This is a genomic window from Pseudomonas sp. LBUM1666 (genome assembly GCF_059695775.1).
The window spans coordinates 1777501-1794229 of record NZ_CP166789.1 but is presented as its reverse complement, the minus strand read 5'-3'; the positions used below and the strand labels follow the sequence as shown (position 1 = coordinate 1794229).

Here is a 16729-nt window from a genome sequence, read left to right as displayed (position 1 = left end):
TCCGGACGCGAACCCGGAAGCTTAAGCAATCAAACACCTGACGGAGAGAACCCGCCTTGGATTGGCAAACCCTGCTTACTCGCGAACGCCTCGGAAAGCCTCTGCACAGCCCGGAAGAACTCGGCCGCAGTCCTTTCCACAAAGACCACGACCGGATCATTTTCTCGGGCGCGTTTCGCCGCCTCGGGCGTAAGACCCAGGTCCATCCGGTCACCAGCAACGATCATATCCACACGCGCCTGACCCACTCGCTGGAAGTCAGCTGCGTCGGCCGTTCGCTGGGCATGCGCGTCGGAGAAACCATCCGCAGCGCCCTGCCCGACTGGTGCGAGCCCAGCGACCTGGGCATGGTGGTGCAATCGGCTTGCCTGGCCCATGACATCGGCAATCCGCCCTTCGGCCATTCCGGCGAAGACGCAATTCGCCACTGGTTCCAGCAAGCCGCCGGCCGTGGCTGGCTGGATGCAATGAGCGAAGTCGAACGCAATGACTTCCTCAATTTCGAAGGCAATGCCCAAGGCTTCCGGGTACTCACCCAGCTGGAATATCACCAGTTCGACGGCGGCACCCGGCTGACCTATGCCACGCTGGGTACTTATCTGAAGTATCCATGGACGGCAAAACACGCGGATTCACTGGGCTACAAGAAGCACAAGTTCGGCTGCTATCAGAGCGAATTACCGCTTCTGGAACAAATCGCCAATAAACTCGGCCTGCCGCAACTCGAGGAACAGCGTTGGGCGCGCCATCCGCTCGTGTATCTGATGGAAGCTGCCGATGACATCTGTTACGCGCTGATCGATCTGGAAGACGGTCTGGAAATGGAGTTGCTGGAGTACGCCGAAGTCGAGTCTCTGTTGCTGGACCTTGTGGGTGACGATCTGCCGGAAACCTATCGCCAGCTCGGTCCACAGGATTCTCGCCGGCGCAAACTGGCGATCCTGCGAGGCAAAGCCATTGAACACCTGACCAACGCCGCAGCCCGGGCCTTTGTCGAGCAACAGGATGCGTTGCTGGCCGGCACGCTACCCGGTGATCTGGTGGAGCACATGCATGGCCCTGCCAAGCGTTGCGTCCTGAATGCGAAGGACATGGCGCGGAAAAAAATCTTCCAGGACAAGCGCAAGACCCTGCATGAAATCGGCGCCTACACCACGCTGGAAATCCTGCTCAACGCCTTCTGCGGCGCGGCACTGGAACAGCATAACGGTCGAACGCCGTCCTTCAAGAGTCGCCGAGTCCTCGACCTGTTGGGCAACAATGCGCCCGATCCTCACGGCCCATTGCACGCCTCGTTTCTACGGATGATTGATTTCATCGCCGGCATGACCGACAGCTATGCCAGCGAAATGGCGCTGGAGATGACCGGTCGTTCGAGCCACTGATGAGACCCGGGTGATCAGCCATTACGTCGCCCGCAATGGTTGATTGACCTCTCAAACCCCCAAGTGCACTCAACGTTCGCCGAATCCCCCTACAACATGCGCTGAGCTAACTGATCGATTATTCGGTAACCTCGCGAAATAATCTCGCTTCCTTCAGTTCAACAGAAGAAGCGTGAATACTCCTATGTTCAAAGACGATCTGCGCATCTTGCTGGTGGAAGATCATCCCTTCCAACTCCGGGCGACTCAATACCTGCTTGAGAGTTACGGTTTCACCCAACTGACCACCACCGACAGTGCCGATGGCGCCTTGCAACAAATGCTCAAGGCTGTGCAACCGTTTGATATTCTTTTGTGCGATCAATGTCTGCCCGACCTCTGCGGGCTTGATCTGGTCGAATTCGCCAGCCGCCGGGGGATGATTAGACAGGCAATACTGTTAAGCAGCCTGACATCCGCTGAACTGGATGAACTTGAAAAAAAGGCCAGCGAACACGGACTGCCATTGTTGGGGTACTTGATCAAACCGCTGAAACAATCCGAATTTAGAAACTTGTTGACCTTGGCCTCACTGTAAAAAATCACATAACAAACGCATTAAAAATTCAACCCAAACACAACTCAAAACTTACAAGTAAATACTTCCAACCCCTCGACTAACTATCAACAACCTTTACCCTTCTTCATAAAAAACCTAGTTGATACGTAGTCCTATTCTTCTTCAGCTGTAGGATTGTTCCTATATTGCCGCTGCAGGTCCGTCAGCTCATGCGTCGCCTCAACTATCTGAGCTAAGGTGCGCGCTTTATTAGAGCTCGTATGGGATTTGATTATGAACTCCGTTTTTATTGTCGACGATCACCCGGTCATCCGCCTTGCCGTCAGAATGTTGCTTGAACATGAAGGTTACAAAGTCGTCGGCGAAACTGATAATGGGGTCGACGCCATGCAGATGGTTCGCGAATGCATGCCTGATCTGGTCATTCTCGACATCAGCATTCCCAAGCTGGATGGACTGGAAGTTCTCGCCCGTTTCAACGCAATGAGTACCCGCCTGAAAACATTGGTATTAACAGCACAGAGCCCAACACTTTTTGGTATTCGCTGCATGCAATCCGGCGCATCGGGATATGTGTGTAAACAGGAAGATCTGAGTGAACTGGTCAGCGCTATAAAGGCCGTATTGTCAGGTTACAACTATTTCCCAAGCCAGGCCTTGAATCCTGTTCGCTGTGATGACGCGCGTTTCGCCGACCTGGAACTGTTCAAATCAGTCAATGACCGGGAATTGATGGTATTGCAACTCTTTGCCCAAGGCCGCACCAACAAGGAAATTGCCAAAGGTATGTTTCTGAGCAACAAGACTGTCAGCACTTATAAAAAACGCCTCATGCAGAAACTCAAAGCCAAATCCCTGGTTGAACTCATCGATATGGCAAAACGTAACGCGTTAGTGTGAGAAACAGGATGCCCAGTCGTATAAAGGATTATCTGACACTCATGGCCGCAGGTTTATGCCTGACCGCCTCAGTGGCCGCTGCGCAGACCGTCAGCAAGAACTACACCCTGATGAGTCGCTCGATGGCCGGACACCAGAAAGTCCAACTGGATAAATCACAACGACAATGGATTGAGAATAAACGGGAACTGATCCTTGGCACGTCAGCCCCGGACTACCCCCCTTTCGACCTGACCATCAGTGGTCACGACTACGAAGGTTTTACCGCCGATTACGCAGGTATCCTTGGCAAAACAACCGGTTTGCCAATCAAGGTTATGCGCTTTGCGTCCCGGGAGGCCGCGATCGAAGCACTCGAAAGCGGCGAGATCGATTTGCTGGGTACCGCCAATGGATTCGAAGCTCACAACGCTGACATCGTACTTTCCACCCCCTACGCCGTAGATCAGCCGGTTCTGGTTACACGCGAAGGTGAAACCAGATCCTTGACCGATGGCCTGGCCGGTCTACGGCTGAGCATGGTGTATCACTATTTGCCGCTGGAGGAGGTCAAGGCAATGTATCCGGGGGCGATCATCACGTCCTTTCCGTCCTACCAGAATGCGATCAATGCCGTTGCCTTCGACCAGGCTGACGTGTTTCTGGGTGACACCATCTCCACCCATTACATGATCAACAAGGGCTATCTGAACAACATTCGCATGGCCAACTTCGGCAAACACGAAGCACACGGCTTCAGCTTCGCCGTGCATAAGGACAACCCGCAGCTGCTCGGGATCATCAACGCAATGCTCATGGCCATCCCCACCAGCGAACGAGACAACATCGCCAAACGCTGGAGTGCCGGCAGTGACATGCTGCTCACTGATCAAAAACTGCAGCTCACCCACAACGAGGAGCGCTGGCTGGCACAACACCCGGTAGTGCGTGTGGTGGTCAATGAGGCTTTTGCGCCGCTGACGTTTTTCGACAGTGATGGCAACTTTCGTGGGGTTACCGCCGACTTGCTCGAGCTGATCAGATTGCGCACCGGCTTGCGCTTCGACGTCCGTCGCAGCCGCAGTGATGACGAGATGATCGAGCAGATCAGGGACAACAACGCCGACTTGATCGCCGCCCTGCTCCCCAGTGCCCAACGTGAAACGACGTTGAACTTCACCCGCCCCTATCTGCAAAACTCCTTTGTCCTGCTGACTCGCAAAGCCGCCGACAGCCCTGCAAACCTTGCGCAGTTGCAGGACAAACGCCTGGCAATTGCCCAAGGCAATCCCCTGGTGGATTACTTGCGCAGCGAGTTCCCGCGGATCAGGCTGATTGAAACCCCGGACACGTTCAGCGCCGTGGAGTTGCTGGCCGAGGGCAAGGCAGAAGGTGCGGTGAACTCACTGGTGATTGCCAACTACTTCATCTCATCGCGACTCTTCGAGCAAACACTTCAAATCAGTACCACCATCGGTACCCAACAGGCCGCGTTCTCCCTGGCCACAGGCCGGGAAGCCAAAGAACTGAACGCCATCCTCAACAAGGCACTGCTGAGTATTGCGCCGGAAGAACTGGGCATCATCAACAGCCGCTGGCGCGGCTATTCGGCGTCCTCGCAGAGTGCCTGGCGCAACTATCACCGTCTGTTCTACCAAATCGTCATCGGTGCCGGGGTGCTGCTGCTGATTTCCGTTGCCTGGAACGCTTACATGCGTCGCCAGATAAAGCAGCGTCAGGCAGCCGAGCGTGCATTGAACGATCAACTCGAATTCATGCGATCACTGGTCAACGGGACGCCTCATCCCATCTACGTGCGCGATCGCCAGGGACTGCTGCAAAGCTGCAACGACAGTTACCTGGAAGCCTTCTGCGCGAGACGTGAAGACGTCATCGGCAAAGGCGTCATGCAAGCCAACATGAGCAATGCGTTCGAGGCCCGGGAGTATCAGGCCGATTACCAGCACGTCGTGGCCGAGGGCAAACCGCTGATTCTCGATCGCGCGCTGCACATTGGCGACCGCAGGCTGACGATTTACCACTGGATTCTTCCCTACCGTGATTCGAGCGGTGAAGTACAAGGCATCATCGGCGGCTGGATCGACATCAGCGAACGGCGGCAACTGTTCGATGATCTGCGCTATGCCAAAGAGCGCGCCGATGAAGCCAACCGAGCCAAAACCACATTTCTGGCGACCATGAGCCATGAGATCCGCACCCCGATGAATGCGGTCATCGGCATGCTCGAACTCACGCTGAAACGCATCGATCATGAGCACCCGGATCGCCCGGCCATCGATGTGGCGTACAACTCGGCGAAGGACCTGCTGGAGCTGATCGGGGACATTCTCGATATTGCACGGATTGAATCCGGACGACTGAGCCTGAGCCCTGAACGGGTCAATCCAAGTGAAATCGTGGCCTCGGTGGTGCGGGTCTTCGATGGACTGGCGCGCCAGAAAAATATCCGGCTGCTGGTGGAGTTCCGCTCTGCCAAGCCGGAGTTTGATGTCCTGTTGGACCCGATGCGCTTCAAGCAGGTCTTGTCCAATCTGGTCAGCAATGCCATCAAGTTCACGGAGGAAGGCCAAGTCAGGATCATCGTCGAACTGCACCCGACCGCCGAGCCTGAGCGGGTCCGGATGCTGTTGCAGGTTCACGACAGCGGCATAGGGATCAACGAACAGGATCAGCGACGGCTGTTCGAACCTTTCGCCCAGGCCGATCACTCCGGGCAGTCAGCCAGAGGCGGCGCGGGGCTTGGGCTGGTGATCAGCCGCAGCCTGTGCGAAATGATGGGCGGCAGCCTGCAATTGAGCAGCCAGCCGGGTGTCGGCACTCAAGTCGAGGTGTCGTTGCACTTGGCGACACTGCCACTCGAACGGGTAGCAGAGAGCCCTGAAGCCAACATCTCCACCACGACTACCCTCTTGAACATTCTGGTGGTCGACGATCACCCTGCCAATCGCTTGCTCATGTGCCAGCAACTAGAGTTTCTGGGCGTAGAGATTCATTAGATATTGAACCAGGGTCATTAAAAGCTGAATCGGCCCGCAGGAGCCCTACCCCTCAACGACATTTACTTTGACTGAAGCTACCATTGCAGAAGCTGCTCTTGATCGATTACAACCCTTGCTAACGGGCAGAAATCGGCTATAGCTGCCGTTCGCGAGCGGCAGCTTCGAACTCAGCTCGACTGAGGAACGCAAACCTTCGCCTCCGAGCGGAGCACGCTGCAATGGCGGCACTGACCGGGGTATACGACGAAGGTAAAAGCTCCAAGTAAATTCCTTGTCGAAGGACAGGCCTGAGAGATAGCATCGCGCCATCACTCTCAAGGATGCTCGACGTGTCAGGACCGCCGCCGGTGCAATGGCTAAGCGACAACGGCTCGGCGTACACCGCCGAACAGACGCGTCTGTTTGCTCGGCAGATCGGCTTGCAGCCGGTGACCACACCGGTGCGTAGCCCGCAGAGCAACGGCATGGCCGAGAGCTTCGTGAAGACGATCAAGCGTGACTACGTGGCGCACATGCCCAAACCGGATCGGGAAACGGCGCTGCGTAACCTGGCAATTGCCTTCGAGCATTACAACGAGCAGCATCCGCACAGTGCCTTGAACTATCGCTCGCCGAGGGAGTTCAGGCGCTTGGCAGCTGCATCAATTTAACGGGGAGTTGGTGTCCGGTTTTGTAGGGGCAAGTCCACATTGCCCGAAGCAGACACCAAAAACAGCCCTTAAATCACTGTACAAGGGGCGATGGCATGTCGAGTTAGATTTGCGAAACCTCAAAGCTACGCTAGGACTTGGAAAGTTAAGCTGCAAAACCCCAGGCATGGCAGTCAAGGAGTTATGGGTCTATCTGTTGGCACACAATCTGATCCGAATGCTGATGGCACAATCGGCTCTATTAGCTGACTGCCTACCTCGCGAACTGAGCTTCAAACACAGCCTTCAGCTATGGCTGGCGCTGCGACAATATGGCAGCCCTGAAGAAGAGGATGGCCTTTCAAATTTATTGGCGCTGATCGCTCAAAGGCGCGTTGGAAACCGGCCTGGTCGTATCGAGCCGCGAGCCATAAAACGAAGACCTCAAGCCTACCCCTTGCTGACCAAATCACGTCGGTCAGCAAGGGCTGATGTCAGGAAAAATGGGCACGCTAAACATGTTAAGTAAGTGCCATTCGGGACGGGTTTATTTTTACAGCGCTTTTGGCGCCCAGGTCATAAATAAATTAGTCCTCTTTTATACGGTGATTGGTTCGTCAGGTCGCTTGCGTTAGCATGTTTTTTCAGAACGAAGCTCTTACACTCTAAGGCGGATTTTAAGTGACCGACATCGACAATGATTTTTCTAGCTGGCCAACACACTTGCGAAAAATCTACGAATCAAAAGGTATGCGATTTATGAATGATCAAAAAATGCGATCATTCTCCCTTAATATTTTATACATGAATGCCACTACTCTTGTTGAGGAGTCGGAAAAGCTAAGCGATCCTGACATTGGTATAGAGCTGATGTTTGTGAGCAACAAAGATGCTGGCGACCAAGCTCATAGAGAAATAAATAGACACATACATAACTTTGTGGCTGCGGCGAAGACTGTGGTGGACCATACCCGAGTAATGCTGAACGAAAGATACATTGAGACGCAAATACATCAAGAGACAAACAAGCGAATTATAGAAACCGTCGGTGCTTCACCAGTTTGTAAGTTTGTTCATGATCTTAGAAATTTCATGGTGCACAAGGGGCTACCAAACTCTGAAATGTATATGCAGGGCACGAATGTTGGGCCCGATGGAGCTATGCATTTTAAAACGGGGGTCCGTATCAAAGCTACCTCCCTATTGGAGTTCAAAAGCTGGACAGCGCCGGCACTAAAGTATATTCAACAAGCCGGCGATTATGTTGAAATAGATACTTTCACCAAGCAGTACGTTGATGAAATTAAGGCGTTGCATAGTTGGTTGGATATCGCACTAACCCAACATCACGCTGCAGACCTAGCTGAGTTGGCGGAACTGCAGGCGGCAAAGTCTGAACACGGTGCCGAGAGAGTCAACACGCCTATCAGCCTGGACGCAACGTCACCGATTGAAACGAATGTTGAGATATCAGAGAACCCTACAAAGGTTTTTGTAGACTCTTTGGCGTTGGAAATCTTCTCAAAAATTCGAATTCACGAAATATCGGTGCAGAAAGAAAGTTCGTTCAAAAGCATGCGCCCTGCAGTTGAGCTAAACGATCAAAACGCGATGAATACGGCCATTGTGACCTCGCACAATCATCAGGGTGAACTAGTTACTTGCTTTATCCACGAAAAACAGGGGTCATTTGGACTGCTCGAAGCCGAGTTTGACATGCTTAACGAAGCTTATCAAAGAATTGCACAAGAGGCTTGGGTGGTAGACAGATTTGATCTTGAGTTTGTTAACGATATATTCATATTTTGGGCTCGGGAGTCATTCGTGAGTCTGGAGAAATTGTCCTTCTATGATTATCTTCAAAGCAGAAGTGCAACTGACATAACTCAACTGGATGTCATATTTCCGATCGCACATTTGGAAGTGGAATCATCGTTCGAGTTTGGACCAGTAACTATAACTCCGATCGGGTTGGATTTCTTCGGTGGAATAGAGAAGATGATGCCATCCGAGCCTCAGGAAGCAGTAGAACAGTCCAAGCGGTTGGTGGACGACCTGAAAAAAAGATATTTAGGTTTGGCTGCGGTAAAAGTTTCCATGGAAGTACATGAGTCGCTTATCTCGACAACCGCATTCGCCCTGGCAGGTGACGCTGTAGATCTATTACGGTTTTTCGCGCCCAACGCATTCATGGGCGCCGCAAGATATCCCACGGCTCTAAGCGGTACAGAGTATCTTCCGAGGAAACAAATCTTAACACTATCCGGAAGTCGGTTCTCTGTTCAAGACGGTCTGATGCCAGAGTTTTATGGCAATTGGCGGCTATCCAACAATCAGTTATCCGAGTTGCGAGAGCGTAATCTAGAAAAAGCTGGCACGCTTCTTATTTCGGGCGTGCTCAACAATTTTGCGAAGTCAATCCGAACAGCCATCATTATGTTCAGCAAAGGCTCGACAATGATTAGCCTGGTTGATCGCTTACACTACACGATATCCGCTGCAGAGGAGATCCTTCTGCAGCACCGCGTAGAAGCAGTAGAGTCCTGTCTTTCCAGCCGCATCAGCTTCTTGATTGCAAAGGATGCGGGCGAAAGAGCCAGAATCCAAGAGAGCATCAGAAAGGCTTACGGTTTAAAGAACCAATACAAATCAATTCACCTGAGTAGCGAAATCCATGCTATCAACCTATGCATTGCCGGCGTTTACGACTCTATTTTAACGGCACTTGCCAATATCGAAAATTTTGAAACGAGAAAGGCTTTTGTAATTGCAGTAGACCAACAAGGTGGACATTCACATCCTTGATGCTTCTAGTATCTGGAATATTTGTGAGTTGCGCTGCCTTTCCCAAGTCTGTTTTCTCTATACGGCGAGTGGCAGCAGTTGGCCGATAGCTGCTTGTCATGAAGGGCTACTTTCGACCAAAACAGACTATAACTTTCTATTTGGGCTCAACGCTGGGCTAGGATTAGTGTTTGAATCCCTGCTGACTCCCAAAAAAATATCAACAGAGCTTCAATCCCTAGTTTTTCCCTCTACTCATGTTCATCATTAAGCGTTTGAAAACGACGTGGACGGGGTATCAAGCCAGATTTCCCGCGTAGTGCTGCCTTTATGAGATCCGCCGCAAGCTCTAGATCTGCAGCGGATGCTGCATACACAGCTGCTATCTGTTTGTTGCGAGCGTGATTTTTTGCCTCCAGTAATTGTAACCAGTCTCGACGTTCACCCAAAAGGCGGAATTTTTGTTTTATTTAACAAAAAGCGCGGTTATCGCAGTCTCATTCGCTTACCTTGGCTCGACTTACTGGTCGCTTTCGTCGAGTGCTTTCCCTCACCGCAAACGGCAATTCACTAAAAGGAGACAGTCTTGAAACCGTGAACCGTGACAGGTCCATGAGTTTGAACCGCCCTCCGCCGTCTTTAAATGATGCAGATATGGCACTTACTAATATTTTTGTAAAAAACATCAGCATTAAAAAACCGGCATTAAGCCGGTTTTGTTGTTTCTTAAAGATCAGTACTTGCTGGTAGAGAAGTTGCCGGAAGGTTTGTAGTCAGTTTTTTCGCAACCGCAGCCGAACTTTTTCCAGGCTTGCTCATCGTTCAGGGCCAGGATTTCATCCCGCGACTTGGTGTACATGTCGATGCGCGCTTTGGTTTTAGCAATACCGATGTATTTCATGTTAGTTTCTTCAGCGGCTTCGAAACTGGCCAGCTTGACCTGCAGCTTGTCAATTTCTTCCTGCTCGGTGGCCGCATGCCGGTCACGGTTGATTTTGATGAAGTACGTCTTGGTCTCTGCAATGTCTGGCTTCAAATCTTCCAACGTTTTGCCGTCGAAACGCTTGGCAAACTCTTCGCCTTCGTAACGGCTCGTCAGCATCTTCTTATCGATTTCCCAATCGAGGGAATCCGGCAGGCCGTAAATCATTTTTTGGAACGAGCGATCGGCAGTAGCACTAGAGGTGCCATCAATCTTGGTGACTTTGGATTCACCACCGCAAGCAGCTAAGACTAAGATTGAAGCGATTAAAACAGCTTTTTTCACTGACGGACTTCCACGAATTATTGTTGCTGCTCTTATTAACAGATTGGTTATCGGAAATCAATGGCTTATGGCCATCATGCAGAGTTTTTAGCCTTCATTTTTTATCGAGTCATTTGTTAAATCGCACACACAAAAAAGCCCGCTATCAGCGGGCTTTTTCAGCAGCGATGCTTACGCCGGCTAATCTTTTTTCAATGAGGCCAGGCCAGAGCCAAACGCCGGCTTAACGGCAGTGGTGTAGGCACTCACATCGCCGGCTGGCCAGGGATCGAGATTCGCGTAGTTTTTGATCATGCGCACCCCGGAGAGAAACATCCACCCGCCTGCGGCAAAGCCCGCGTACAGCGACAGTTGCTGGGTTAAATGAGCGGAATATATATCAAAGCCCATGATCATTCCGACCGGAATATACAGGACACCCCAGGTCAAGAACCCGACCAATAAGCCCAGGGCCGGTGGCTTAACGAAGAGGTCGTGGAAAACGTGACTGTTTTTAACACGGGTCTTGAACCGTTCACCGGCGGCATTTTCAATCGCCTGCAAAAGCAAGCCTTTTTTAGAACCGAACAAACTCAACCCGAGAAACCAGAGGCGGTTTTTAGTCCCGGCGCCGATGCCGGTGAAGTAGTTGTACATCTCCTTGTCCATCACCAGGCGCTTCGCAGCTCGCCCGTCAATTTTCGCGCTGACCACGTAGGTAAATTGGTTATTGCCAGGTTTGATGATCTGCAGGTCGGAAAGCACGCTGTCAGAGTAAAAAAAGTTGAACATGCCAAAATCCTTGGACATTTAATCGGGGCCATTACCCGGTGGCAAAATCATAGCAACTGGCCATAAAAAGAGCGAGCCAGCACCGGTGACAAATCCGCCAAAGGCCAAGCATGCACTGCGAAAACGCCGTTTATGTTCAACAGGCCCCCACAGCAAAGCCCACGCCGGTGGGCTTTTTTGTGCCTGCTGGACGCCAGTAGGTGGGAGAGTGGCCTACCATCCTTGTAGTGGGTGGTTTTATGCGCACCTAATCCCCTTGAGGACTCGTCATGGCCCGATTGCTACGGTATGCCCCTGTTTTTATCGTTCTCCTTGTTGGATTTGGAGTGTTTTCTATCGCGTCATCATTTAAACGTGCAAGTCCAAGGGATGGGGGCTTACTCAGTGCTGACCCGATGGGCTTGGCTATCGGTTGCGCAGCTATCGTTGCCGCTCTGTGTTTCTACAAGCTCTGGACTCGAAAATTATTCATACCAAGCAGTGTTTAGAGTGTTCTGGTGATGCGTGAAGGTATTCACGAAGACGCGCTGCGCGTCATGCTCGAGGGCGGCGCGGTGCGTGAGGTGCTGGTCAGCCGGTACGGCGAAAAGTGGACGCTGGCCATTCGCCTGGGTGGTGCCGGCAGTCGCTGGCTGCCGATACGCTCGCGGCGCGAAGCGCTGCGCACCTGGGCCAGCCTCACCGCCGTCGGGCGGTTTGCCGAGGCCCAGGGCATTAAGGGCTTTGCCGTGGAGCTATGACCGGTGACAGCTTCAATGCCATTTGCAACATCCCAACCGCATCCGGTCCGTCCTCATTGATCCACGTCCCATAGTGCTGGCGGATCACGTTGCCGTGGGCATGGCCTATATATTCGTCGATCCAGTCATAATTGAGTTTTAAAAACTTAATCACGCAAGACGGTGCGGCTGTCGGGGTATTGCACAAGGTCACTCAGCAAAGGTTGGAGCGTCTGCAATTGGCCGATTGCTGCCTGTGGCGAAGAGCTGCTTCGACCCATGGACCGAAATAGAGGTATCACTTGTTCGTTAGATGGGCGCTCCGGCAGCGCGTAAAAGTCCGGTCTCGGGAGACTTTCAATTCAAACTCGTCATTCAAAATAATTAGTGTTGGTAGTAAAGTTCTCGAGCCTCCTCTCTCAGACGCATCGATTTTTCGTAATTGGTTTCGCTACCCTTATTCTTGATCACCGTCACGCCCGGAATTTTCGGTTTCAGGCTGTCGAGGTACTCCTCCTGAGCCCTTAATCGTCGCTTGATACGACCATCCCTTGTATCTTCATCGGCGGAATCCTGGACTACGGTTGGCGAGTTATGAGACGAATCCGGATCCACGCTTTGGGTTTTCCGTTGCCCGGATGATGATGGTTTGATGGGCTCCCCCATGTTGTTGATTTTCAGTTCTTGTAGTTCTGCGCTCCCGCTTGCGGTTCCGCACCCGGAGTTTGAGAAAACCACACGACCATCTGGGGTGGTGCATTTGTACACGTCCGCAGCTTGAACGATGGTCGTACAAAAGGCCGCTAGTGCCAGATACGAAGTCCATTTCATGATGCAACCCCCAAGAAGGCTGGACGACACCGCAAACTGCTGTGACGCTTCCTATTCGTGAACTTACTCGTAAAAAGTACAGTGGCATTGATGATAGCTGCAAAGGTCAAGATTGCTGCCGGCCGCGCGCTCTATTATCGGAAAGGGGGAGACGGCCTATCGAAGACTGATCGCCCCCTTGGCTGGTAGCTGCCTATCAGAGAGGGCTGCAATCGACCCAAAGCCGCCGGCCGTGGTGCCTAAAAATCTACGGCCGCTTTATAAAAAACAGTGCCGAAACTAAACGCGGATAGAATCCAGAAATTCGTTTCGTGGGGATCTGCCCACGCTCAGGGCGGGATACTCTCTGTTATTCAGGTTCTTGATTCCTGCGAAAGGGATTCTCACCAACCAAGGAGGTAGGCTACATGTTGACTAGATACCTAATCGTACAGCTATGTGTTGCGATTGCGTTTGGATTGAACATACCAGCGGTAGCTCTTGCACAATCAGATCAACAGAAAGCTCAGAATCTTGCTACCTGTCTCGGGGGGCAATTTCCAAGTCTTTGCAAGCATGAATGGCTCACATCTGAAGAGCGCTTGAAGGTCGATGCCGCAGAGCGGCAAGCTAACCTCCGAACATGTATGACAGGGAAATTTCCCAGCTTATGCCATCACGAACGGCTCACGTCGAATGAGCTTGTGAAAGTAAGTGCTGCTGAGCGTCAGGAGAACCTTCGGACCTGTATGACTGGCCAGTTTCCTAGCCTATGCAATAAATCTCGTTTGACCGAAATCGAACGTTCGCAGGTAAACCGGGCCGAGCACGATGAAAATTTACGAAAATGCATATCTGGAAGAACACCAGCGATCTGTAATCACTCACTTCTGACGAGCGAGCAGCAATCTCAGGTTCAGGCTGTCGAACGTCGATTCCAGTCGTCAACCCCATCGGTCCAAGCACCTCCCTATGGCTCAGTAAAAAGCACCAGGTATACGTCTGCTTGCGAAGACGGTCATTGGGTCGAGTCTGTATCCAGCGATGGGACAATCGTGAAATTAGAGGACGGGTCCATATGGGAGGTCGATGCTTCAGATGCAATTGATTCAGCCTTATGGTTACCTACCACCGAAATCATCGCTTGCAACGGCCAACTGATTAACACCGACGACAACGAGAAAGTATCAGCCGAACGCTTGCGGTAGCCCACTGATCGCTCATGGTTTCGTAGACACACCCAAAGAGTGCAATTGGCCGGTTTCAGCCCTTCGCGACGTGCAGAGATCGGCCAATAGCCGCCTGTGAGGTGAACTGGACTGGCTAACCGAATTCACCTCGACATGACTGTTGACGGGCCCTTGGTGTGAGTCGGTTAGCCAATGTCCAATTTCTTCAATCGAGCCAGGCCTTGTTTGATATGACCGGCGTTTTCACCCATGGTCCACAGTGCGCCACGGACATTTCCGCCCACTTCCTGTGCCCCTTGCTCCTCGATCAGCAGGGTCAACTCCATAATGGCCGCCTCCAGGGCCTGCTGGTTTTCGAACAGCCTTTCCAGTACATCCGACAGTGAATCGCTTGGCATGGTGTCGATTCCTTTCGAGAAAGCCCAAGCATAGCAGCGACAGTGCCCCCACTTGGAACCTGCAATAGGTTGATTGGAGTATGGGGCAACTGATGAAGCTGTCACCGGCTACTTTCGACCCAAGCCGACGGTGGCGACGGGCTGAGATCGGCCAAAATCGGACATCGGGTGTCTACAGATTTAGGGGCGAATCAGTCGGCCATAATCTCGCCACGCGGGTAAGGGCCCGTGATTTACGATGGGAAGACGGGCAAGGAGCAATCAACAGCTGGCGCAAACCCAGCGGGTACTCCGTACCAGTCTCCGTATGTTTTTTCGAGGACAAACAAAACCCCTACCTGCATACGCAGATAGGGGTTTCGGAATTTAATCTTGACGATGACCTACTCTCACATGGGGAAACCCCACACTACCATCGGCGATGCATCGTTTCACTGCTGAGTTCGGGATGGGATCAGGTGGTTCCAATGCTCTATGGTCGTCAAGAAATTCGGGTACTGAGTCGTGGCCAGCTGGCCTCGCTTCAGCAAATTGGGTATGTGATAGCTTTCGGTGTTTTGTGAGTATCTCGAACTTTCGGTTCGTTTCGTCTTCACACACCGCAATCTGGCCTCTTTCGAGTTCACAAATTGCTTGGGTGTTATATGGTCAAGCCTCACGGGCAATTAGTATTGGTTAGCTCAACGCCTCACAGCGCTTACACACCCAACCTATCAACGTCGTAGTCTTCGACGGCCCTTCAGGGGACTCAAGGTCCCAGTGAGATCTCATCTTGAGGCTAGTTTCCCGCTTAGATGCTTTCAGCGGTTATCTATTCCGAACATAGCTACCCGGCAATGCCACTGGCGTGACAACCGGAACACCAGAGGTTCGTCCACTCCGGTCCTCTCGTACTAGGAGCAGCCCCTCTCAAATCTCAAACGTCCACGGCAGATAGGGACCGAACTGTCTCACGACGTTCTAAACCCAGCTCGCGTACCACTTTAAATGGCGAACAGCCATACCCTTGGGACCGGCTTCAGCCCCAGGATGTGATGAGCCGACATCGAGGTGCCAAACACCGCCGTCGATATGAACTCTTGGGCGGTATCAGCCTGTTATCCCCGGAGTACCTTTTATCCGTTGAGCGATGGCCCTTCCATACAGAACCACCGGATCACTAAGACCTACTTTCGTACCTGCTCGACGTGTCTGTCTCGCAGTCAAGCGCGCTTTTGCCTTTATACTCTACGACCGATTTCCGACCGGTCTGAGCGCACCTTCGTACTCCTCCGTTACTCTTTAGGAGGAGACCGCCCCAGTCAAACTACCCACCATACACTGTCCTCGATCCGGATAACGGACCTGAGTTAGAACCTCAAAGTTGCCAGGGTGGTATTTCAAGGTTGGCTCCACGCGAACTGGCGTCCACGCTTCAAAGCCTCCCACCTATCCTACACAAGCAAATTCAAAGTCCAGTGCAAAGCTATAGTAAAGGTTCACGGGGTCTTTCCGTCTAGCCGCGGATACACTGCATCTTCACAGCGATTTCAATTTCACTGAGTCTCGGGTGGAGACAGCGCCGCCATCGTTACGCCATTCGTGCAGGTCGGAACTTACCCGACAAGGAATTTCGCTACCTTAGGACCGTTATAGTTACGGCCGCCGTTTACCGGGGCTTCGATCAAGAGCTTCGCGTTAGCTAACCCCATCAATTAACCTTCCGGCACCGGGCAGGCGTCACACCCTATACGTCCACTTTCGTGTTTGCAGAGTGCTGTGTTTTTAATAAACAGTCGCAGCGGCCTGGTATCTTCGACCGGCATGGGCTTACGCAGTAAATGCTTCACCCTCACCGGCGCACCTTCTCCCGAAGTTACGGTGCCATTTTGCCTAGTTCCTTCACCCGAGTTCTCTCAAGCGCCTTGGTATTCTCTACCCAACCACCTGTGTCGGTTTGGGGTACGGTTCCTGGTTACCTGAAGCTTAGAAGCTTTTCTTGGAAGCATGGCATCAACCACTTCGTCACCCAAAGGGTAACTCGTCATCAGCTCTCGGCCTTAGAATCCCGGATTTACCTAAGATTCCAGCCTACCACCTTAAACTTGGACAACCAACGCCAAGCTGGCCTAGCCTTCTCCGTCCCTCCATCGCAATAACCAGAAGTACAGGAATATTAACCTGTTTTCCATCGACTACGCTTTTCAGCCTCGCCTTAGGGACCGACTAACCCTGCGTCGATTAACGTTGCGCAGGAAACCTTGGTCTTTCGGCGTGGGTGTTTTTCACACCCATTGTCGTTACTCATGTCAGCATTCGCACTTCTGATACCTCCAGCA

General features: G+C 52.2%; 9 protein-coding genes, 2 rRNA genes and 4 pseudogenes (1 of these 15 cut by a window edge). 8 read left to right on the top strand and 7 right to left on the bottom strand.

What is annotated here, in order from left to right; genetic code table 11:
- Positions 1 to 56: 56 nt before the first annotated feature.
- From ACA056_RS08155 to ACA056_RS08125, 7 genes and pseudogenes are all read left to right on the top strand, one after another.
- Entirely contained in the window at positions 57 to 1385 is a 1329-nt protein-coding gene (locus ACA056_RS08155) for a deoxyguanosinetriphosphate triphosphohydrolase (protein ID WP_497271766.1), read from the top strand.
- 184 nt (positions 1386 to 1569) lie between these two features.
- Positions 1570 to 1962 (top strand): response regulator, encoded by a 393-nt coding sequence (locus ACA056_RS08150; RefSeq protein WP_497271764.1) that lies wholly within the window; start codon positions 1570 to 1572, stop codon positions 1960 to 1962.
- Between the two features lie 255 nt (positions 1963 to 2217).
- On the top strand, positions 2218 to 2844 hold the full coding sequence (locus tag ACA056_RS08145; RefSeq protein WP_497271762.1) for a response regulator: 627 nt from the start codon (positions 2218 to 2220) through the stop codon (positions 2842 to 2844).
- 8 nt (positions 2845 to 2852) lie between these two features.
- A pseudogene (locus ACA056_RS08140) lies at positions 2853 to 5825 on the top strand (transporter substrate-binding domain-containing protein); the annotation flags it as partial.
- A gap of 365 nt (positions 5826 to 6190) precedes the next feature.
- A pseudogene (locus ACA056_RS08135) lies at positions 6191 to 6493 on the top strand (integrase core domain-containing protein); the annotation flags it as partial.
- 40 nt (positions 6494 to 6533) lie between these two features.
- Positions 6534 to 7001, top strand: a pseudogene (locus ACA056_RS08130) (transposase); the annotation flags it as partial.
- A 152-nt stretch (positions 7002 to 7153) separates the two neighbouring features.
- Positions 7154 to 9277, top strand: coding sequence for a hypothetical protein (locus ACA056_RS08125; protein WP_497271760.1), 2124 nt, complete (start codon positions 7154 to 7156; stop codon positions 9275 to 9277).
- Positions 9278 to 9989: 712 nt separating this feature from the next.
- Here the strand turns inward: ACA056_RS08125 and ACA056_RS08120 are convergent.
- On the bottom strand, positions 9990 to 10523 hold the full coding sequence (locus ACA056_RS08120; RefSeq protein WP_497271758.1) for a hypothetical protein: 534 nt from the start codon (positions 10521 to 10523) through the stop codon (positions 9990 to 9992).
- A 180-nt stretch (positions 10524 to 10703) separates the two neighbouring features.
- Entirely contained in the window at positions 10704 to 11294 is a 591-nt protein-coding gene (locus ACA056_RS08115; protein ID WP_497271756.1) for a hypothetical protein, read from the bottom strand.
- A 494-nt stretch (positions 11295 to 11788) separates the two neighbouring features.
- On the opposite strand from ACA056_RS08115, the gene ACA056_RS08110 reads away from it, so the two are divergent.
- Positions 11789 to 12034, top strand: coding sequence for a hypothetical protein (locus ACA056_RS08110; protein ID WP_497273502.1), 246 nt, complete (start codon positions 11789 to 11791; stop codon positions 12032 to 12034).
- Here ACA056_RS08110 and ACA056_RS08105 read toward each other — a convergent pair.
- From ACA056_RS08105 to ACA056_RS08085, 5 genes and pseudogenes are all read right to left on the bottom strand, one after another.
- Positions 12009 to 12161, bottom strand: a pseudogene (locus tag ACA056_RS08105) (site-specific integrase); the annotation flags it as partial. The gene ACA056_RS08110 and the pseudogene ACA056_RS08105 sit on opposite strands and share 26 nt — an antisense overlap.
- 236 nt (positions 12162 to 12397) lie before the next feature.
- Positions 12398 to 12844: a DUF4124 domain-containing protein gene (locus ACA056_RS08100; RefSeq protein ID WP_497271754.1), complete on the bottom strand. Its 447-nt coding sequence runs from the start codon at positions 12842 to 12844 to the stop codon at positions 12398 to 12400.
- Positions 12845 to 14198: 1354 nt separating this feature from the next.
- Positions 14199 to 14411: a hypothetical protein gene (locus ACA056_RS08095; RefSeq protein WP_497271752.1), complete on the bottom strand. Its 213-nt coding sequence runs from the start codon at positions 14409 to 14411 to the stop codon at positions 14199 to 14201.
- Positions 14412 to 14781: 370 nt separating this feature from the next.
- Positions 14782 to 14897, bottom strand: a 5S ribosomal RNA gene (gene rrf, locus ACA056_RS08090).
- A 158-nt stretch (positions 14898 to 15055) separates the two neighbouring features.
- Positions 15056 to 16729: ribosomal RNA gene (locus ACA056_RS08085) — 23S ribosomal RNA — on the bottom strand (it continues 1218 nt past the right edge of the window).

What these genes read in the sequence shown, in the direction of transcription:
- ACA056_RS08095 (WP_497271752.1), bottom strand. Translation starts at nt 14,411, where the DNA reads ATGCCAAGCGATTCACTGTCGGATGTACTGGAAAGGCTGTTCGAAAAC.
- ACA056_RS08150 (WP_497271764.1), top strand. Translation starts at nt 1,570, where the DNA reads ATGTTCAAAGACGATCTGCGCATCTTGCTGGTGGAAGATCATCCCTTC.
- ACA056_RS08115 (WP_497271756.1), bottom strand. Translation starts at nt 11,294, where the DNA reads ATGTTCAACTTTTTTTACTCTGACAGCGTGCTTTCCGACCTGCAGATC.
- ACA056_RS08145 (WP_497271762.1), top strand. Translation starts at nt 2,218, where the DNA reads ATGAACTCCGTTTTTATTGTCGACGATCACCCGGTCATCCGCCTTGCC.
- ACA056_RS08100 (WP_497271754.1), bottom strand. Translation starts at nt 12,844, where the DNA reads ATGAAATGGACTTCGTATCTGGCACTAGCGGCCTTTTGTACGACCATC.